This is a genomic window from Caballeronia choica (assembly GCF_001544535.1).
GTDB lineage: Bacteria > Pseudomonadota > Gammaproteobacteria > Burkholderiales > Burkholderiaceae > Caballeronia > Caballeronia choica.
Genome location: NZ_FCON02000134.1, coordinates 1 through 20999, shown reverse-complemented (window position 1 = coordinate 20999; position 20999 = coordinate 1). Strand labels below are relative to the sequence as shown.

Here is a 20999-nt window from a genome sequence, read left to right as displayed (position 1 = left end):
GATTTACCAAATCGTTTGTCGGAAGGCGGGCGCGCAAGCCGATTCACTTGCATGGTCGCGCAGATACATGTACGACTAATCCAACATCCCGAGAATATGTTTAATATTTGGCCGGCTGCAGGTGCGCGACGCCGATCTCGGTCACTCGTTTAGCGAACCTGTGCGGGCAGCGATTCCCATCTGCCACTGTGGGTGCGAAAAGCGGCACTATAACCTTTGCGGCTGAGCGCAGTGAGGCGCGCCACAACAGTCGGCGGACTGCTGTCATCCGATCCATTAGCGACAGCGGTTCTTCTCGTTCGTTCTTCGCCGGCTTCACTAGCGTTGCATGACGGCCTTGGCTCATCCAGACACGTTAGCCAAGGCATTAACTATTCAAGGGCATATACGGGTTGTACTAGCATACGGATCGTTATCTATGCGTGTCTTTGAAAGCGTGACCGACGTGCTCAGAGGTACGCTCATCGGATCAGAGCGCAGTTGCATGAATAACTCACTCTGCGACGCCAGCCAAGTTCTCGATGTTGTCCTCGATACGTTCCCGCGCTTCCACCTCGGCATCAGTCGTCGTTCTGGCGACCAGAGGGAAAACAAGTCCGTTGCCTTTAAATTCGTGAGCGAAATGAACCCACGACTCGTAAGAAAACACGCCAGATTCTCGCTGCAAAACGTTTAGCATTACGTCGTAAGTACGACGCTTGCCCTGCCGACGTGTGTACTGAAACTTATATACTTTTGCATGAAGCATTGCATCCTCCCCTTGAACATCGGAACTCTAACATGAGGTCACGCGCGAACCTTTTCTCAGTCGCGCAGCGGTGCGCGCGTTATCCCTTCGCAGCGAGGCCGGCGGGGAGCGTCGACCCACCAAGATGTGGCTTGGCGGTTCATCGGACGCGACGACACATCCCCTGGAATTCGGACGATGCAGCCGCCGCGCGCTTCGGCAGTGGCGAGCTTGTCGGCGTGGTCGTCCGCGTCCGAATTTGCAGCCTCCTGCCCAAATTTCGCGATGTCGTGAGCGGATGCGTTCAATACCCGATGCGCTGTTTCTCACCTGGGTGGCTGTCGCTACTTACCTTCGCCAGTGTCTGCAACGCAACTCAGTACCAGTGTGTCGCCCGGTCGCGCCCCGGCGCTCAATTCGGCGAAGTGAAATTCGGTGTCAGTGCATAGCCATTCCGCACGGAAGTCCTTCCGGCACCGCGCGGCTGAATCTGTCGTGAATGTCTCGTGCAAAATGTACTGACAAGTATCACGACCATTGCACCGACTGGCGAAATCACGGGTCGCGTTGCCATGAGGTGCTCCACAGTTTTGACCATATGTACCCGACAAGATTTTTATCGTCCGCGGTTCTGCACTTGAACTCGACGCCATCACAACGATGAGCGGTATCACCCAGACATAGCGAACGGTTTCAGCGAGCACAGTCGATCTATTGCCTCGGTGCTCAAGCGGCTTGCTCATCTCGTTGCCTTTTTTGACCTTCTCGGCGATATGCGGCCGAGTTCCAGCCGAAATGAAGCGGCGGACAATCGACGCGACTAATGTCCGCACTACCCTGGTCTTCTATCGTCGGCTAGCCGTCGTAGCACTCCGGAAATCACGCGGTCGCATTGGGTGCCACCAAACTGAAACAGGCCGGCTACGTCAGATCGACGTCCGGCGCTAGCGACGCACGAAGCAGGCCCTTGGTGTGAAATGTCGGCGGCGGACCGTGGCGTCCGGAAATATATGTAGGGGTAAAGATGACGCGACATATTTCCGGCATTTCGTCCAACTTTCCCTCGAGCAGTGCTTGCATTTCGGCAGCGGCCGCCGCCGTGTTACGAGAATCGTAATTGCGTGCGGCCATTGCCTTGCGTCGATCTCGACGTCAGCTTCAAGTCCACCATCGGGATCACTCTCCTCTTTATTCGGGATCACCGGACGCGAGCAATGCATCTTTGGCGTATCTGGAGTACACGATCGAGTGCTTCTTCGAACGAATCATGACGACGATTGACACTTGCATCGGCCACGTCTTGCGACGCGGCGGTAACCTCACGACTCACGACTTCTCAGGTCTTGAATTGTGATCTCAAATGTTCCGCTATCGCCCTGGCCGACGATGATGACGTGGTCACGATGCACCTCACTATAATGAATCGTCACATTGACCCCCTTCACAAAGGGGGGTGGGCATAGCCGCTGAATTCGAATCGACTTCGCGTCGACTGTCTTTCTGCGTGCAAGCGCATCCCACGCGCTATTGCCATCTCGATTTAACTGCCCGGCGTTCACTCAATGTATCACAACGTCAAATATAATCCAGATTGCCCAGTCTTTTCAATCCGACCAAAACGTGCTCCACGCCGCTTCTGGACACAATTTAGCCGTTCATGAACTGGAGCAGCTGCCGGTCGTTTTCGATGTTCAAACTCTGAGTCCGATCGGAATCGTGTCGCGCAGCGATCTGGTCAAACCGACGCTTGCGCGCCTCAATGAGGAACACAAGAGAGCGAGCGCTTTCGGCGCATACGACTTGGCGCAGCTAAAAGGCGCTTTCCGCCGGTCGGTCGCACCGGGTGGTGAAGCTGGACGATCGTCGGCACGGTCGGTTCGCGCCGACGTGTTCGGCCTTCAACTTTAACCTGAGTCGGTCCCCGTAGTTTTGTCAACCCATCGAAGCCAGAAAAGACGATATGTCGAACTCGGCCAGTCGAACGCCTTTAACCCGCCGGATCGTCGTCTCCGGATGTTCGCATGAGCGGCGGCTCAAAATTTCGCGCAGGCTTGGTGGGTAGATCTGGTGTTCGCTCCGACTAATGCGCCGAACACGTAGGCGACCGCCCCAACGGTATTGAGCCGCGCCGAATGGCATCCGGGACATCCTTCAAAGCCGGTTGATTTATCAGCGAAGACCAGGCCGAACATGTGGCTTAGAATGCATTAGATGTATCGTTCCCTGATGATCGACCCGATCCCGCTCGGGCGCCGGGGCGGTCGGCAGCAGGGGCGGCGACGAAGCAGGTTTCGCACCAAGGAGGTTGACGATGGTCTTCGACAAGATATTAACCCAGGCAATCCTCGGCACGGCGTCTGAGGCAATCATTGCAACCGATCAGGACGGCGCGATTCACTTCTGGAACCAGGGCGCCGAACGGATTTTCGGCTACGCAAGCAGCGAGGCGGTGGGGGAATCGTTGGACATTATTATCCCGCCGGATCTGCGTCAGCGTCACTGGGCCGGCTATCGTCGGGTGATGCAAACAGGCGAGAGCCACTACGGCCGCGGGGATTTGTTGTTGGTACCCGCGATACGTAAAGACGGCGCTCGAATTTCGATAGAGTTTTCAATCGTCCCGTTGAAGAACCACGATGGGCGCGTCGACGGAATGGCGGCCATCATGCGGGACGTGACGAAGCGCTATGACGAGATGCGCACGCTGAAGGCCCAACTCGCGAGGACTGGACTGGCACCATGAAGCGAGGATTGTGCCTTCCTGGCATCACCGATCAACAGTCCGCTTTAGCGCATTGTGCCGGTCTCACTTCGACAGCCAGAGCGGCGCCAGCGAAGCTGCGTCGCATTACCAGACAGCGTATGCGCACCAACGCGTATCGGCGTCAATGTCTCCCGCGAGCAGCGCGTCGTCATAGCGAACGTGGCGGGCGCGAGCCAGATCTCCAATCCACGCCAACTCACTCATGTGAGACTCGCACTATGTGCGAACCGCTGTCGCCCGCGGACGAAGAGTCGTTCCATTCGAGGGCACACACTAGAATATGAAAAAGGTCAACGGTCGGATCCTTCCAGTAGGTGCGAAAGGACATCGCGCAATACGATGGCCTGGTTATGCTCCTCGTCCTTCGCTCCATAGACCAGCGTGATTGGCTGTCCCTTCGTATCAGCCAAGAGACGCCGCATGCGCTGCTGCTGTTCTTCAGCATCGAGTTCTCGCCGGTAGCGTTGCTGGAAGGCTTCCCATCGTTCCGGCCTATGTCCAAACCATTTGCGCAAGGCCGCGCTTGGCGCGACGTCGCGCGCCCACTGAGCAAGTGCAAGCGTCTCTTTGCTGCGTCCGCGAGGCCAGAGGCGGTCAACGAGGACGCGATAGCCGTCTTCCGGTGTCGCATCCTCGTACGCTCGCTTGACCAAAATCATCAACCTGTTTCGGTTCGCATGCGGCATTCCGTGCTCCATTCAGATGGACGTCTCGAAACGGGCTACCTGGCCCGCTGCCGACCATGCGCCACGAGCAGGTCGATCTCTCGCGCAGGATGCGAAGGAATTCACTTTCGAACCACGGGTGCCGTTCAAACCACGGTGATTGCGATGTGACGGATGCGATAACGGAACGAAGGCGAGAGCGTGTTGCTGAAATGCTCAGACCGTTTTCGTTCGCGATGACCCCGACAAACGACTCCAAAATGTCCCTGTGGGCGCACACAACCTTGACATCTGCTCGCATGCCCGATCGTTGGATAGAAAGGCCGCCCTCTATGCACCGTTGAGCCGACGGTTGGCATCTGGGCCGACATTACACCGCGCGGCGGGTCAGCATCGACCTGATCTGACCGATCGCAAGGGCGGGGTTTAGGTTTTTCGGGCAGATGTCCGTGCAGTTCAGAATCGAGCGGCAACGAAAGAGTCGGTACGGATCTTCGAGATTATCGAGTCGCTCACCGGTGGCCATATCGCGCGAATCGACAATGAACCGGTAAGCCTGCAACAGGCCAGCCGGTCCAACATACTTGTCCGGATTCCACCAGTACGACGGACACGCCGTCGAGCAGCACGCGCACAGGATGCATTCGTACAATCCGTCGAGCTGGTCGCGTTCTTCGGGGCTTTGCAGGCGCTCGCGTTCCGGCGGCGGCGTATCGTTGATCAGATACGGCCTCACCGAGTGATACTGATTGAAGAATGACGTCATGTCGACGATCAGGTCACGAATCACGGGCAGCCCGGGCAACGGCCGCAGGACGATCCGCGACGGCAGATCTTGCATATTGACCTGGCATGCGAGACCGTTCCTGCCGTTGATGTTGATGGCGTCGGAGCCGCAAATGCCTTCACGGCACGAACGCCGCAGCGAAATCGACTCGTCGAACGACTTCAGCCTGATGAGGACGTCCAGCAGCATCCGGTCGTGCGGATCGATGTCGAACTCGAAGCGCTGCATGTGGGGCCGGACATCCTTGTCCGGGTCGTAGCGATAAATCTCGATGACACGTTTGTCGCGCACTTAAATCTCAGTTTGGTCGTGCCGTTCGCAGGTCGGCGGTGCGACTCACGGCCGTCCCGACTACCAGGTGCCTGGCCGTGCTCAAGGGCCGGATTGTCGCAGTTGCTGGCCACCTCCCTTACAGTCACGATGGAGCCGATAGAGCCGTTCGTCGACCCGCGACCGAAACCGCGGTTCTGGTTGACCGCACGCGTCGAGAGCATAAGCGCGAGGAAGTCTTCCTCGTCGAGAAGGAGCATCGCCGCCGGCAACAGCGTCATCTCCCCTACAACCACGTTATGCCGCAGCAGCTCCGCGTGCAGACGCACGTGGATTTCGGCAGTTCCTGTGACATGCTTTCCTCGCGGGCCGCCGCTTCCAGATCCCAGAGGAGTTCATGGCACTTCTCAATCAGTGTTGCTCGTTGCTCCTCGATTTCCTGGCCAGACCGGCGGGCAACACGTTCTCTCCCCAGCTTCGCGCCTGTCCAAGTGAAGCGCGTGCGAAGCCGCACGTACATCTTGTGTGCGTGCAGATGTTCGATGGTCTAATCCCTTTAGAGTATATCACATCGTGATCTATAATGAAATATGCTACCGCGCCCGATGGTTTCAACATAGTGGGCAGTTCACGCGACGGACTTCGCAATGTTGCTAATCCAGAATGAGCCGGGTCTTCGACCCAAATCATTGACCTAAGTCAATTTGCAGACGTCATTTTTGGCTTTCCATATCACCATGCGTCGACGCGATAGCGCAGCGTGGTCTACTTCAACTCGGCAAGCTACCTGCCGCGCTACCGGTTGCGATTCATTGAAGAAGCATATTGTTGGACAGCTAGGCTGAAAACCAGCGAACCGACGACAGAACCGCGACCTACACGAGCGTCGCTGGGTATTCCCGTGCTGCATCTGGGCTTTCGGCCGTTTCCATCTGGGTGGTGGGCTTTTTGGCGTCGTGGCGATAGTGTTGGCTGATCGCGTTGCATGGCCGCCGCGTCACCGGCTCTTTGCCGGCTATGAACGGTGTGATCTGGCACGCTTACGAAATATGGTTTTCGGCTTTGTCGCCGCGATTGTGGTGGGCTTTCAGCTTACTGCCGTGCAGATCGCGAACTATTGGCTGATGATCGCCGCCGCAACGGTATTGGTGTACGGGCCCTGGGCTGCTAATGGCGCAACGGCAGTCTGCCTCGACGTAACTGGCCAATGTTGGTCTGCTGCATTAATCGCTTACCTGATGCAATACGCGCCTTCTCTGACTGCGTCTCGTATCGATGGTAAAGCAGACTGACAGGGTGACACAGTGACAACGCAGGATAGGTACGCGGCCTCCGAGTATGGCACCCAGAGAGTTCAATAGCAGGAGATCCGTGCTAACGATGAGCTTGCTCCGCCGTACAGGTCCAGCGATCTGAGGATTAGTTATGCGAAGCCCGTGAGACACAGCCCTCGCGTGGGTCGAGAAAAATAGCGATTCCTCATTCCAGAAGCTACAAGTATCCCGGCGCGGAATGTTCGATGTATCGGCGAGTGTCATGGAAACAATCAGGGTGTCCACAAATTTGTATAACACGAGTAGACTCCGACCAACGCGCGCTATGGAGGCGATCACGTGAGCCACTTTATTGATCGCCTGAAATACTTCTCCACATCGAGGCCGACGTTCTCCGAAGGCCATGGGATGACAACCCATGAAGACCGCGGGTGGGAGGATGCCTATCGCCAACGATGGCAGCATGACAAGATTGCGCGCTCTACGCATGGCGTCAACTGTACGGGTTCATGTTCATGGAAGATCTATGTCAAGAGCGGCATTGTCACCTGGGAGACCCAGCAAACCGATTACCCGCGCACCCGTCCCGATATGCCGAATCACGAACCCCGGGGCTGTGCACGCGGCGCGTCTTACTCGTGGTATCTCTACAGTGCAAATCGTCTTAAATATCCGCTGGTGCGCAGTGCACTGCTCAGACAGTGGCGCGAAAAGCGTCTGACGCTCGCGCCGGTGGAGGCGTGGAGCAACATCGTCGACGATCAGGAAACCCGCGCGTCCTATACGCGTCGCCGCGGGCTGGGTGGCTTCGTTCGCTCAAGCTGGGATGAAGTAAATGAGATGATTGCGGCCGCAAACATACATACCATCAAACGACACGGCCCGGACCGGGTCATCGGGTTTTCTCCAATACCCGCGATGTCGATGGTTTCCTATGCGGCAGGCAGCCGCTATCTGTCACTGATCGGCGGCGTCAGTCTGAGTTTTTACGACTGGTATTGCGACTTGCCGCCCGCCTCGCCGCAGACCTGGGGTGAACAGACCGACGTGCCGGAATCGGCAGACTGGTACAACTCGACCTTTATCATGATGTGGGGTTCCAACGTGCCGCAAACGCGCACCCCCGACGCCCACTTCATGACCGAAGCACGCTATCGTGGTACCAAGGTTGTATCGATCTTTCCGGACTATGCCGAGGGCGCGAAGTTCGGTGACATCTGGTTGCACCCCAAGCAAGGCACTGATGCAGCGCTCGGTCTCGCCATGGGTCACGTCGTGCTCAAAGAGTTTCACGTCGCCGGTAAGAGTGAGTATTTCGCGGACTACTGCAGACGCTATACCGACATGCCGCTGCTCGTTCGTATCGTCAAGCAGGGCGAGTACTATGTGCCAGAGCGACTCCTGAGATCGGACGAGTTCGATGACGCGCTCGGTCAAGTCAACAACGCCGCCTGGAAAACAGTCGCGTTCGACGAATTGAGCGGGAAGCTCGTGACGCCGGTCGGATCGATCGGTTTTCGCTGGGGGCAAAAGGAAGGTGGCGACGCCGGCAAATGGAATCTGAGAGAAGAGGATGTCCACGGCAATCCGATTCGACCGGTCATGTCGTTCGTTGAAACGCACGACGAGACGATCGACATCGCCTTCCCCTATTTCGGCAACGTCGAACATACTCACTTCACGCATACCGGCCATGCGAGCGTATTGCCGCGCCGCATCGGCGTACGCAAGCTCGTGACCCGCGGCGGCGATATTCTGGTCGCGACGGTCTACGACCTGTTCATTGCCAATTATGGTGTAGACCAGGGACTCGGCGGCCCGAACGTTGCGGCCAGTTTCGACGACGACGTACCGTACACCCCTGCCTGGCAGGAGAGGATTACCGGTGTCAAACGGCAGGAAGTCATCGCCGTTGCGCGCGAATTCGCCGACAACGCCCACAAAACCGAGGGGAAGTCGATGGTGATTCTCGGTGCCGGCTTGAACCACTGGTTCAATATGGACATGAGCTATCGCTCGATCATCAACCTCCTTGTCATGTGTGGTTGCGTCGGCAAATCCGGCGGCGGCTGGTCGCACTATGTCGGACAGGAAAAGCTTCGGCCGCAGACTGGCTGGCTGCCGCTTGCGTTTGCGACCGATTGGTACAGGCCGGCACGCTTCATGAACGGGACCTCGTTTTTCTATGCGCATACCGATCAATGGCGCTATGAAACGATGAAAGTCACCGAGCTACTGTCGCCGCTGGTCGATGGCAGCCGGTTCGCCGACAGCCCGATCGACTACAACGTCCGGGCCGAGCGGATGGGCTGGTTGCCGTCGGCGCCGCAGTTCAAGACCAATCCGCTTGAGCTCGGCAGGGCAGCAGCCGGCTCTGACGCCGCCGCGTATGTCGCGAAAGGCCTCAAGGACGGTTCGCTTGAGATGTCGTGTATCGATCCCGACGCACCGGAAAACTTTCCGAGAAACCTGTTTGTCTGGCGCTCGAACCTCCTCGGATCGTCCGGCAAAGGACACGAGTATTTCCTCAAGCATTTGCTCGGTGCCGAGCATGGCGTGCAGGGAAAAGACCTGGGCGCGAGCGCCGGGATCCTGCCCAAAGAGGTGAAGTGGCACGAAAAAGCCCCCGAGGGCAAGCTCGATCTGGTTGTGACACTCGACTTCAGGATGTCCACCACGTGCCTGTATTCGGATATCGTGCTGCCGACCGCGACTTGGTACGAAAAGGACGATATGAATACGTCCGACATGCACCCCTTTATCCATCCACTGTCGGCCGCCGTCGACCCAGCGTGGCAATCCAGAAGCGATTGGGACATCTATAAGGGCATCGCGCAAAAATTTTCTGAACTGACCGAGGGCCATCTGGGTGTCGAACACGATGTTGTGCTGTCGGCGCTCCAACACGACAGTGCCGGCGAAATCGCGCAAACCGACGGGATCGCCGACTGGGGGCGCGATGAGTGCGCACCGGTTGCGGGAAAAACGATGGCGAGCGTTGCAATCGTCGAACGAGATTATCCGAACACCTATCGCAAATTCACATCGCTCGGACCGCTGCTCGATTCACTCGGCAACGGCGGTAAAGGGATCATGTGGCAAACCGGCGAAGAAATCGAACAGCTTCGCGCATTGAATTATCCGGTCATCGACGAAGGCGTATCGCAAGGGCGACCGCAGATCCTTTCCGCGATTAATGCGGCCGAGGTGATTCTGTCGCTCGCTCCGGAAACCAACGGCGCCGTCGCGATTAAAGCTTGGCAGGCACTGTCGGCACTCACGGGCGCCGATCACAGTCATCTCTCACGCGCACGTGAGGACGAAAAAATCCGTTTCCGGGATATCCAAGCGCAACCGCGCAAGATCATCTCTTCGCCGACATGGAGCGGGATCGAATCCGAACACGTGTCATATAGTGCGAGTTACACGAATGTGCATGAGCTGATTCCCTGGCGCACCCTCTCTGGGCGCCAACAGCTCTATCAGGATCACACATGGATGCGCGATTTTGGCGAGTCGCTGTGTGTCTATAAACCGCCGATCGACACGCGCAGCACTGCGGGCATGGCTGGCAGCCGATCGAACGGAAACCTCGAGATCGCCTTGAATTTTCTGACCCCTCATCAGAAGTGGGGCATTCACAGCACCTACACCGACAATTTGTTGATGCTGACGCTGTCGCGCGGCGGACCGATCGTCTGGATTTCCGAAATCGATGCCAGAAAAATTGGCGTGGTCGATAACGACTGGATTGAGGCGTTCAATGTGAACGGTGCGCTAACCGCCCGAGCCGTGGTCAGCCAGCGAATTCCTATGGGTGCCGTGATGATGTATCACGCTCAGGAAAAGATCATCAACACGCCGGGATCCGAAGTGTCCGGGGTACGAGGCATTCATAATTCGGTCACGCGCGTCATGCCGAAACCAACCCACATGATCGGCGGCTATGCGCAGCTCTCCTACGGTTTCAACTATTACGGGACGGTCGGCTCCAATCGCGACGAATTCGTGATCGTACGCAAAATGAACACGGTCGACTGGAAGGATGAGTCGACGCCCGCGTCGGTGCTATCGTCGGCCGAGGCCGCCCGCCATCAACACACCCTCGCCCACGGCGCGCCGACGCTCGCGATGGCCGATAGCGAGTCTGGAGAGAAGCGATGAAAATCCGCGCGCAGATCGGCATGGTCATGAATCTCGACAAATGCATCGGCTGCCACACTTGCTCGGTCACCTGCAAAAATGTCTGGACCTCGCGCGAGGGGATGGAATATGCGTGGTTCAACAATGTCGAAACGAAGCCTGGCGTCGGCTATCCCAAGGACTGGGAAAACCAGGATCGCTGGAATGGCGGCTGGAAGCGCAAGACGAATGGCAAGATCGAGCTTCGCGCCGGTAGCAAGTGGCGTGTGCTCGCCAATATTTTCGGCAACCCGAACCTGCCGGAGATTGACGACTACTACGAGCCGTTCACCTTTGACTACGCGCATTTGCACGATGCTCCCGACGTCAAGGTCGGTCCGGTCGCCCGACCGCGTTCTCTGATCACCGGCGAGCGGATGGAGAAAATCGAGTGGGGTCCGAACTGGGAAGAAATTCTTGGCGGAGAGTTCAAAAAGCGTAGTCAAGATTACAATTTCGATCAGGTGCAGACCGACATCTATGGGGAGTTCGAGAACACCTTCATGATGTACCTGCCACGACTGTGCGAGCATTGCCTGAATCCCTCTTGCGTGGCTTCGTGTCCTTCCGGCGCGATTTACAAGCGCGAGGAAGACGGCATCGTTCTGATTGACCAGGACAAGTGCCGGGGCTGGCGGATGTGCGTGTCGGGATGTCCTTACAAGAAAATCTATTACAACTGGCAAAGCGGGAAGTCGGAAAAGTGCATATTCTGCTATCCGCGTATCGAGGCGGGCCAACCAACGGTGTGCTCAGAAACCTGCGTCGGCCGAATCCGCTACTTGGGCGTCCTGCTGTACGACGCTGACCGAATTCAGGAAGCCGCATCGGTCAAGGATCCACAAGATCTGTACGAAGCGCAGCTTTCCATCTTCCTCGATCCGAACGACCCGGGCGTCCGTGAACAGGCGGCTCGCGATGGCGTGCCGGACAACTGGCTTGACGCGGCGAGGCATTCACCGGTGTACAAAATGGCGATGGAGTGGAAGATCGCTTTTCCGCTTCATCCCGAGTACCGGACCTTGCCGATGGTCTGGTACGTTCCGCCCCTGTCACCGATCAACTCGGCCACCAACGACGGCCGGCTTGGCATGCAAGGCTTGCTGCCGGACGTCGATTCTTTGCGCATCCCGTTGCGCTATCTGGCCAACCTGCTCACTGCCGGGCGCGAAGCGCCCGTACGACTTGCGCTCAAACGAATGCTGGCGATGCGCGCATTCATGCGCGAGCGCCATGTCGAGCGTCGCGAGAGCCCAGAGCTACTCACCGAAGTCGATCTGAGTAGCGCGCAAGTCAACGAGATGTACCGCTATCTGGCGATTGCCAACTACGAGGACCGATTCGTGATCCCCACCGCGCATCGCGAATATGCTGAGGATGCGTTCAACCTGCGCGCATCGTGCGGCTTTTCGTTTGGCAACGGGTGTTCCGACGGCACAACGGAAACCAGCCTGTTCGGCGGACGCAAGGGGATCAACAAGGAACGAAAGACAATTCCAATTCGTGCGGCGGGTGAATAAGTGGAAGACAACGGACAGATTTTCAGCATGTTGGGCGCACTGCTGGATTACCCCGATCAAGCGCTAGTCGAAGCCCTCGCCGAGATTCGCACCGCGCTCGCCAAGCATCGCGGCTTCCCGCCCGTCACGCGCCTAGCCTTGATCAACCTGGTTGATCGGCTGTCGGCGCGGCCCCTGCTGGATCTGCAGGAAGACTACGTCGAAACATTCGACCGCGGCAAGACAACCTCCCTCTATCTGTTTGAACACGTACACGGTGAGTCGCGCGAGCGCGGGCAGGCCATGGTAGATCTGCTCGCTATGTACGAGGCGAAGGGGCTGTTTCTCCGCGCCGGCGAGTTGCCAGACTACTTACCCGTCTTCCTGGAATTCCTGGCTCACGAAACGCCGGCGCAAGCGTACGCGCTGCTTGGCGAAATTTCCGATATCAACCGGCAGATTGCAGCCAAACTAGCCAAGCGTGGGACGCCTTATTTCGCAGCCATTGCCGCATTGCTGCCGCTCGCTGGCGAGGCACCGCTGATGGATGCGAGCCCGACTGTATGCGACGCCACCGCGAAGCGCGAAGTAGATGGCGAAGCGCTCGATCGCGAGTGGCAGGAGGAACCCGTGAGCTTCTTGGGTGCGCAAGCGCCTGCTTCCGCGCAGCCCGTCCAGTTTTACGACAAAAGACCGCCACGTTAGCCAGGGACGGGCAATTGCCACGTTCCTATTCCGTGCATTCGAGAGCAGGATCCTTGTTGGAGAAGCCTTATGAGTCAGCACTTCATCAACGCGCTTCTGTTTGGTATTTATCCCTACGTCTGTCTCGCGATCTGGTTACTCGGCAGCCTGATCCGTTTCGATCGCGAGCAATACACATGGAAGAGCGATTCGTCGCAATTGCTCAGACGTCGCCAATTGCGCCTGGGAAGCAATCTGTTCCACATCGGGGTGTTGATCGTCATCGGCGGCCACTTCGCGGGGTTCCTTGCGCCACACTGGATGGTGTCGCCATTTCTGAACGCATCCCAGCATCAATGGCTCGCGGTGATGGCGGGCGGCATCGCGGGCATTGTCGCGATCGTCGGCCTGTCGATCCTGCTGTACCGACGCCTGTCCGATCCGCGAATTCGCATTAATAGCGCCCATGCGGACATTCTTGTGCTGGCGATACTGTGGCTGCAACTGGCGCTTGGACTGGCCACCATACCACTGTCGTTGTCCCATATGGACGGCGCAATGTTCGAAACCCTGAGCGACTATGTGAAAGGCGTCGTCACGTTCCAATCCGGTGCCGCGGATCTCATTGCTCAGGCGCCGCTCGTCTACAAAATCCATATCGCGCTTGGCTTTACGATTTTTCTCATTTCCCCGTTTACCCGCCTCGTCCACATCTGGAGCGGCATGGCCACGCTGGGCTTTCTGGTTCGGCCTCACCAGATCGTCCGTAAGCGCTAACTCGAGGAATATCCCATGTCGGCAAATAGTGTTATCTCACCCCAGACACCCAACAGTGACGAGCTCAGCGTCAACGGTGCCGTGATCAATGCCGCCGCAATCGCGGCCGAATCCGCGTTGCACGCGGACGAGGCGGATCCCGACCAGGCTGCGCGTCGAACGTTGGTCGTGCGTGAACTGCTTGTCCAGCGGGCCGTGACAGCGGGTTTGTTGGCGACGCCCGCCGATCTTGACGATGAGACCGTTGATCGACTGCTGGAAATGGAATGCACGACCCCGTTACCGTCCGACGAAGAATGCAAGCGTTATTACGCAGCGAACGCGCAGAAATTCCGCAGTCCGGACCTGGTCTTTGCGCGTCACATCCTCTTCGCACTGACAGAAAAGGCAGCAATGACACGAGTCCGCGCCCGCGCTGAAGAAGCGCGCCGCGAGCTTGCGCAGCATCACGATCGGTTCGATGCGCTCGCCCGGACGCTATCCAATTGCCCGTCCGGACAGGTCGGCGGGAATCTGGGCCAGTTGACCCGCGGCGAGAGCGTGCCGGAATTCGAGGCGGCAGTTTTCGACAGCCAGTCCATCGGCCTTCTACCGGGGCTCGTCAATACACGTTATGGCTTTCATATTGTCTGGGTGGAGCGTCGTATCGCAGGTGCGCCCCTTCCATTCGAAGCGGTGCAAGCGACCATCGGACGCTATCTCTCGGAGCATGTCCGGCACAAGTCGATTCAGCAATATTTGACCCTGCTCGCGTCTAGCGCCGAACTGCGCGGCATTTCGCTGGATGTTCGTCCCGGCCTGTTGTTGCAATAGCGATTCGCGGTATTTGCTTCCCCCAGGTCGTCGTCTGCATTTGGTACACCCGATTGCCCCCACGCCGATCGATGGTGTCTTAGTGCGAACTGCCATCCCTGGTGCCCTGATCTGGAGCAGCCATGAGCTCACGAAGAAGCCCGATGTTGATTCTGTGCGTCACGACTTTGGCATTTCTCGTCTGCTTCGTAGTCTGGATGATGTTCGGCGTGCTAGGCATCGAGCTACGGACCGTAGCTTAATCTGAACAGTGCAGAGTTCGGGCTGCTAACGGCCACGCCGGTCCTGACCGGCGCACTTTTGCGCCTACCGCTGGGCATCTGGACCGACCGTTTCGGCGGTCGCGTGGTCATGACGATGTTGCTGATCCTCTGTGCAATCCCGGTGTTCCTGATCTCGTACGCGACGGCATTCTGGCAGTTCCTCGCGATCGGCCTGTGTCTCGGCGCAGTCGGCGCATCGTTCGCGGTGGGTACGCCGTATGTCGCGCGGTTCTTCCCGCCCGAAAAGCGTGGCTTTGCCATGGGATTCTTTGGCGCGGGAACGGCCGGCGCCGCCGTGAACCTATTCATCACGCCATCGCTGCAGGCGGCCTGGGGATGGCGAGCCATTCCGAAAATCTATGCAGTCGCCCTCCTCGTGACCGCACTTCTTTTCTGGTTTGGCTCCGCTACCGACCCGGGCGCCGGTAAAACATCCGGGCCATGGTACAAACAGTTCCTGGTACTCAAGAATCCAAAAATCTGGAAGTACTGCCAGTACTACTCGATCTGCTTCGGCGGCTTCACCGCGTTGTCGCTGTGGATCCCGCAATACCTGAAGGGTGAATTTGGCCTTTCGGTCGTCACCGCCGCCGCGTTAGCCGCCGGCTTCTCACTGCCCGGATCGGTATTGCGTGCGCTCGGCGGCACCCTGGCCGACCGCTTCGGCGCGCATAAGGTGACTTGGTGGGGATTGTGGGTCGCGTGGGTATGCTTATTCCTGTTGTCGTACCCGGATACCTCTTTCGTGGTGAACACGATTGGCGGCCCGCGCAGCTTTCATATTCATCTGGGGGTGCCAATGTTCATCGGGCTATTGTTCGTTCTCGGCACGGTGTTCGCATTCGGTATGGCGTCGACATTTAAATACGTCGCTGACGACTTTCCCGAGCAAATGGGCGTCGTCACCGGAATCGTCGGACTGGCTGGTGGACTGGGGGGCTTCCTACTACCCATTCTGTTCGGTGCTATTCTAGACTGGCTGGGCGTTCGCTCGAGTTGCTTCATGTTCCTGTATGGCATTGTCTGGGTGTCCCTGATTCTGCTGTATCAATCCAGTGTGCGACAGGTGCGTATCGATGGCCAACTCAGCAGTGATTGAGTTAGTTGACAACTCCATTGCGCCCTACAGACACGACACCACCTGGATGTTTGATTATGAGCATTTCGAGTTTTGACGAGCTGGTCCGCGCCGCACGGCAACAAGCAGAACCTCAGCGTTTGCTGTTCGTCTTTACCACGGTTGAATTGCCCGAAGACTGTACTCCCGAACAGCGGACCCGCTTCGATGCGGGTGAGGGTGGCGCCCTGACACCAGTGATGTGCCTCGACAAGACGCTTGAAGAACTCGGCACGTTTGACGATCTGCTCGAAGAATCGCGCCAGATTCTCCAGGCATGGACGATCGTCTTCGTCGCGGCCCTCTCGGGTAAAGACGGACGTGCGCCCAAGACTGAAGACGCTGAAGCGCCATTGAACAAGATGGTGGAATCGATCAAAGCTGGGTCCATCGGCATGTTTATTCCATTCGATACGCACGGTCAACCGGTGCTATTGGGTCCGGCTTGAAGATATCGTTTGCTGACTGCCATGACCTCACCAGTGAAGTGCTCGCCGTGAAGCGGGTCAAAGCGAAGCCGGAACGGGCGCTTGCGAGGCGTAATTACGGATTTACGGGACACTCTGGAACCTCGGAAACGACCGGAATCAAGCCATGAAATCCAAGCGTCCGTTATAAGAAAGCGGTAATGTAATTGACGCGCGCACGAGGGGACCATGCGATCCTGTTCAGAAGTGCGCGTCCAGCGGGCACGGCCGTGACAGGCGCAGCCGGGGAAGCGACGACGCACCGGCCAAGCGATGCCGGGAACAGTCGAGGGATAGACATGAACGAGAAAGTGGTAGACGATTGGGATCCCAGGTCCGACGTCATCGCGCACGATCAGGCCGCGGCTTATGATGACATGCGACGTCGCTGTCCAGTCGCGCACAGTGAGTACTTGCACTTATCCCTGTTCTGCCATGAAGATGTCATGCGCGTGCTCAACGATCCTGAAACGTTCAGCAGTGCAGTCTCGAGCTATCTCTCCGTGCCCAATGGCATGGATCCTCCTGAGCACACCCAGTACAGAAGCATTATCGAACCTTATTTCAGCCCGCAGCGGATGACGGTCTTCGAGCCGGTGTGCCGGGAGATTGCCATCAGTCTTGTAAAAGGACTTTCGAGATGCAGCGAAGTCGAACTCAATGCCCAGTTTGCACAAGACTTTGCAACGCAGATCCAGTGCGCTTTTCTGGGCTGGCCAAAGGATTTGCACGCGCCCCTTCTTCAGTGGATTCGCAAAAATCATGAAGCCACCCTGACGGGCGACAAAATCGCACTCGACCGCGTCGCCCTCGAATTTGACACTCACATCAGAGGTTTGCTGGCGCACCGGCGTCAAGCGGGTAACGATGCGCCGGACGATATCACGAGCAGCCTGGCGCGCGACCGGATAGGGAATCGCTTGTTGCACGACGACGAAATCGTCAGCATCCTGCGCAACTGGACCGTCGGGGAACTCGGCACGATCGCGGCATGCGTGGGGATTCTCGCTCACTATGTTGCCGAGCATCCCGAGGTCCAGCAACTCTTGCGAGAGCAGGGGTCATTGTTGCCAGGCGCCATTGACGAAATATTGCGGATCCGGGCGCCTCTCATCGCCAACCGCCGCGTAACCACCAAACCGGTCGAATTCGGCGGTCGCGTGGTGCCCATTGGTCAGCGCATCACACTTATCTGGGCATCCGCGAACCGGGACGAGACGGTCTTTGGAGACCCGGATGGATTTCGGCTCGATCGCGACCCGGCCAGCAACCTGCTATACGGTGCGGGCATTCATGCTTGCCCGGGCGCGCCGCTCGCGCGGCTCGAACTGCGCATTGCCATGGAAGAACTGCTCGCGCACACAAACTGGATTGCGCTCGTGGCGGACCGTCCCCCCGCGAACGCCGTTTATCCGGCCGCTGGTTTCGCTGCATTGCCGTTGTGGATCGAGTAACGCCGCTCGGCCGGGCGCCCACTCGAAGTTCCGTCGCGCCCTTGAAGCACTCAGGAGTCACATCATGGAAGACACGCCCGCGTTGGCGGAATGGATAATCGAACAAACTGCTGATGCCGTCATCTATGCGGACCGATCCGGCGCGATCGTGCGCTGGAACCGTGCTGCCGCGGCGCTGTTCGGCTACAGTGCCACGGAGACGCTGGGCCAGAACCTCGACCTGATCATCCCTGAACATCTGCGGTCCGCACACTGGCGCGGCTACGAAGCGGCGATGGCAAGTGGTTGCACAAGGCTGCATGGCCGCGCAACGTTGACCCGTGCGATCAACAAGACCGGACATAAACTCTACGTCGAAATGACCTTCTCGATAGTGAGCGATCCGAAGGGCGAGGTGCTTGGCTCGGTTGCAGTAGCGCGGGACGTCACTGCGCGTGTCGAACGGGAGAAATCCGTCGCTCGCGACGGTGGCGAGATGTAGTGCGGCGTGGCATCAATCGTTGCCCGGTCATTTCGTGTGCCGCTGCTGTGTCAAGCGGCGCTAGTCGTTCGTGAGCATCGCCGTGAAATCGGAGTGATTCCCGATCAGCGGCCACGGTCACACGTCAGATGGACTGGCACGCCAGTTGAAACGTGAGTTGAGCGCCCCTGTACGCCGGCATGCGTTTCGCGTCGTGAATCCGCTGCACGTCGTTATCGCGTACATCGGTTCTGACAGGTACAGATGTCCTCGAGGCCGCCGCGATCGACAATACTATCTGCTTGCCATGCACCTCGATGAGCCTCGATAGCGCCGAGCTGCAGCCGCGCGGAGATATCCAGCAGAAACGCCGAGAGCCGTTCGTCGGTATTCATGGAGGCAAGAGCATTGGTTAGCAAGCCCGATTCTCGAACAGCCTCGGCGCTCGTGATTCCGTGATTCTGTGAACATGGCGCTGTACGGAGCTGATTTCACTGCATAGCAGTTCGATCAGGTCAAGAGGCATGATGCAGGCCAGGCGGTCTTCGGGCGCGATCCTGTTGTAGGTATGTCGATCCGCACAGACTCCATCCATGCCGAGTGGTTCGCCGGCGAGGTAGTGTTACGTGTTCCCGGCCATCACGGTGCATGACCACGGACTTGAACGAGCCTGCCGTACAGCATAGGATTCCTAAACGCGTCTCCCATACGATACAGGGCCTGACCTCGCCTAGTTGAGCGGATGCCCCGGCTCACGGCGTTGAGCTTATCAAGGTCAGCCGGGTCAAGGCCGCCGTGCAAGCACAGATGATGCAGTGCGCATCTTGAACCCAAAGAGGATACCCGTATGTCGCCCCCCTCGTCCGGTGCGCCAGATCGCGCCAGGAATGGCAGTGTGTTCGTCGTGGCATCGTGCTCGTAAAGGTCCGACATCACGCGTTTCTCTTGAGATCATCGCGAGGGGATAGCGTTCGACCCGAGACGGACATCAGAGTTACGTCCGCGTATATGTATTTTATTTTATGTACTACTTATAATACATCGCCAGACTAACGAGAGCGTCGAGTGAGAAAAAACGCAGTCTCCTGTTTGTGGTTCAGGTGGATGCCTGACTATCCGCGCTTGGCGCGCTGTGTCAAGGCTTTGAGGAATGAATGTCCTTGATCGGTGATGTTAAGATACGTACACCCAGACGTAAGCTTCTCAAACGCAACGAGCTGACGCTCCAACAAGGCGTCCAGGTCGGCGCGATTAAGGTCGGCTTGATCCGGTGCCTCCCTTACAAGCATCAAGGTTGCGAACTCATGTGGACTGAGCATTTTCTTCTCCTCACGGATTGAGAGCTCTCGCGTATGCCGCAAGCGGCCAACGATTTATTTACCGTACGTTGGTTCATGGGCAATTTAGACGCCCTGCGATAGGGAACTGCGAAAGCGTGTTCCTTTTGCGTCGCTGATGTGTACAGGATAGATGTTTTCGATACGCTGTCGATGCGCATTTTGTCGCAGGGTAACGGTCACGGCTGTGGTGCAACTAAAAATATCAGTCGGACGCCGTCGCCTCTTTATTCTCGTGCGCTATCAGGATTCGGTGCGGCGGCCATGGTGAAGCGTTTTCGTTCTCCTGCCCGCCTGCGGCAAGTGCTGTAACAGCCCGCCCGCGATGTCGCTGCGCGAACTTTTCCGGCATTGCGAACCGTTCGTCGGCTGCATCGCGATTAGTCGCGTGACGCGGCTTCGGGCGGAGGACACGCTGCGGCGCGAACAAGATGTCACGGCCTCCAACGCGCTCGCCGCCGCCCTCTTCTTCCCGCTCGGCGACCGGTCAGGCGACTTCTTGTCAATCACGGCGCAAGGGTACAACTATCCATCGGCCGGGCCGCTGTCCCGCGCTCGACTGCGCCGGTTTGTGCAGCATTCATGCAAGGGGCAAGCCGGACATGTGCGATGCCGTGCCACTCGATCCTCTCCTGCCCGATTCCCTCCAGCAGCGGGTGCTCGAGGACCGCGCGCGAGGCGCTGGCTATATCGGCGCGGATTGGCATTGTTTCAGGCTCGGATGCGAATGCGCGCTACTCGTCGCCGATGGAAGAATCATGGACACCGCCGCGCGCGGCCGCCGAACGACGGCGGGCGGCTATCGCCACCGAACGGGAACTGCGGGGTCGCGCGGTATTCAACTCGCTGCAAGCCGATTCGACACTGGGCGCAGGCGCTCTCGCGCGCATCCCGCCCGGCGGCTACGCGACGATTTCGATTGTGTCGGCGCTACGCGCGATCGCGGGTCTTTCAGCCGCGTGCCGCGAACTGTGCGTCGCCTGTATCGCCAGCCAAGAGGCGTTGATCGAGCGAAATGTCGCACTAGCGATCGCTCGGCGGCGCTTGCCGGCCGGCCGGGGACAGGATCTGCGTGGCTTCGCAACCAGCTACGCGCGAGCGAGCGAAGTCCTGCGCGAGTTGCCGACAGCGCTTCCGGCATCGTCGGAACAACTCCGGCAGATGGTGCAGAGGAATACTTCTTGGGCCTATAGCGAACACGCCGTCACGCGGGTTGCCGTCCTCGTTTTCTCGTCCGAATCTCCGCGACGAACACGAGGGCGCGTCCGCACTCGCTTTGTCAGCAGCGGGTCCGCAACGACTACCCATCCTTGGTTTGAATATTCATGTCAAAACGGGGACAAATCGTTTTATGTAAAATCTAACCGGCAATTGAAGCGCGGCTTGTTGGTCAACGCGGTCGACCATGTCGATTGTTCGCAATCTGCTCTTGCCTGCGCGCGAGCCGAGCCTTCTCTTG

At 58.1% G+C, this 20999-nt stretch carries 14 protein-coding genes and 3 pseudogenes; 13 read left to right on the top strand and 4 right to left on the bottom strand.

The features are described from left to right. Positions 1 to 493 precede the first annotated feature (493 nt). Positions 494 to 748 (bottom strand): hypothetical protein, encoded by a 255-nt coding sequence (locus AWB68_RS34415; protein WP_087648745.1) that lies wholly within the window; start codon positions 746 to 748, stop codon positions 494 to 496. Between the two features lie 1626 nt (positions 749 to 2374). Between AWB68_RS34415 and AWB68_RS47190 the strand changes: the two are divergent. After that, positions 2375 to 2577, top strand: a pseudogene (locus AWB68_RS47190) (chloride channel protein); the annotation flags it as partial. Between the two features lie 461 nt (positions 2578 to 3038). Continuing rightward, positions 3039 to 3470, top strand: a complete 432-nt coding sequence (locus tag AWB68_RS34400) for a PAS domain-containing protein (protein ID WP_087648743.1) — start codon at positions 3039 to 3041, stop codon at positions 3468 to 3470. Positions 3471 to 3781: 311 nt separating this feature from the next. Here the strand turns inward: AWB68_RS34400 and AWB68_RS34395 are convergent, their stop codons facing one another. Together AWB68_RS34395 and AWB68_RS34390 are read right to left on the bottom strand one after the other, a co-directional pair. Continuing rightward, entirely contained in the window at positions 3782 to 4177 is a 396-nt protein-coding gene (locus tag AWB68_RS34395) for a DUF488 domain-containing protein (RefSeq protein ID WP_087648742.1), read from the bottom strand. 349 nt (positions 4178 to 4526) lie between these two features. After that, positions 4527 to 5234 (bottom strand): succinate dehydrogenase/fumarate reductase iron-sulfur subunit, encoded by a 708-nt coding sequence (locus AWB68_RS34390; RefSeq protein WP_087648741.1) that lies wholly within the window; start codon positions 5232 to 5234, stop codon positions 4527 to 4529. Between the two features lie 947 nt (positions 5235 to 6181). Between AWB68_RS34390 and AWB68_RS34380 the strand changes: the two genes are divergently transcribed. The 10 genes and pseudogenes from AWB68_RS34380 to AWB68_RS34335 all read left to right on the top strand — a co-directional run bounded on the left by AWB68_RS34380 (position 6182) and on the right by AWB68_RS34335 (position 18224). Continuing rightward, positions 6182 to 6505 (top strand): hypothetical protein, encoded by a 324-nt coding sequence (locus AWB68_RS34380; protein WP_125483132.1) that lies wholly within the window; start codon positions 6182 to 6184, stop codon positions 6503 to 6505. A 321-nt stretch (positions 6506 to 6826) separates the two neighbouring features. After that, on the top strand, positions 6827 to 10651 hold the full coding sequence (locus AWB68_RS34375) for a nitrate reductase subunit alpha (protein ID WP_200828874.1): 3825 nt from the start codon (positions 6827 to 6829) through the stop codon (positions 10649 to 10651). Continuing rightward, positions 10648 to 12189, top strand: a complete 1542-nt coding sequence (gene narH, locus AWB68_RS34370) for a nitrate reductase subunit beta (RefSeq protein WP_087648738.1) — start codon at positions 10648 to 10650, stop codon at positions 12187 to 12189. Before AWB68_RS34375 ends, narH begins: the two co-directional genes overlap by 4 nt. A gap of 27 nt (positions 12190 to 12216) precedes the next feature. Then, on the top strand, positions 12217 to 12873 hold the full coding sequence (gene narJ / locus AWB68_RS34365; protein WP_087648747.1) for a nitrate reductase molybdenum cofactor assembly chaperone: 657 nt from the start codon (positions 12217 to 12219) through the stop codon (positions 12871 to 12873). 69 nt (positions 12874 to 12942) lie between these two features. Next, positions 12943 to 13629 (top strand): respiratory nitrate reductase subunit gamma, encoded by a 687-nt coding sequence (gene narI / locus AWB68_RS34360; RefSeq protein ID WP_087648737.1) that lies wholly within the window; start codon positions 12943 to 12945, stop codon positions 13627 to 13629. 15 nt (positions 13630 to 13644) lie between these two features. Continuing rightward, positions 13645 to 14442 carry a peptidylprolyl isomerase gene (locus AWB68_RS34355; protein ID WP_087648736.1) on the top strand — a complete coding sequence of 266 codons (798 nt, stop codon included), beginning with the start codon at positions 13645 to 13647 and terminating at the stop codon, positions 14440 to 14442. 143 nt (positions 14443 to 14585) lie between these two features. Continuing rightward, positions 14586 to 15804 (top strand): annotated as a pseudogene (locus AWB68_RS34350) (MFS transporter). A 56-nt stretch (positions 15805 to 15860) separates the two neighbouring features. Next, positions 15861 to 16271: a ribonucleotide reductase subunit alpha gene (locus AWB68_RS34345; protein WP_087648735.1), complete on the top strand. Its 411-nt coding sequence runs from the start codon at positions 15861 to 15863 to the stop codon at positions 16269 to 16271. A gap of 317 nt (positions 16272 to 16588) precedes the next feature. After that, positions 16589 to 17743 (top strand): cytochrome P450, encoded by a 1155-nt coding sequence (locus AWB68_RS34340; protein ID WP_087648734.1) that lies wholly within the window; start codon positions 16589 to 16591, stop codon positions 17741 to 17743. A 64-nt stretch (positions 17744 to 17807) separates the two neighbouring features. Then, positions 17808 to 18224 (top strand): PAS domain S-box protein, encoded by a 417-nt coding sequence (locus tag AWB68_RS34335; RefSeq protein WP_087648733.1) that lies wholly within the window; start codon positions 17808 to 17810, stop codon positions 18222 to 18224. Between the two features lie 1091 nt (positions 18225 to 19315). On the opposite strand, the gene AWB68_RS49895 is transcribed toward AWB68_RS34335, so the two are convergent. Then, the gene (locus tag AWB68_RS49895) at positions 19316 to 19522 is read right to left on the bottom strand and encodes a phage tail assembly chaperone (protein ID WP_087648732.1); all 207 of its coding nucleotides are present in this window, start codon (positions 19520 to 19522) and stop codon (positions 19316 to 19318) included. A 627-nt stretch (positions 19523 to 20149) separates the two neighbouring features. Here AWB68_RS49895 and AWB68_RS47185 point away from each other — a divergent pair. After that, positions 20150 to 20999 (top strand): annotated as a pseudogene (locus AWB68_RS47185) (hypothetical protein); the annotation flags it as partial.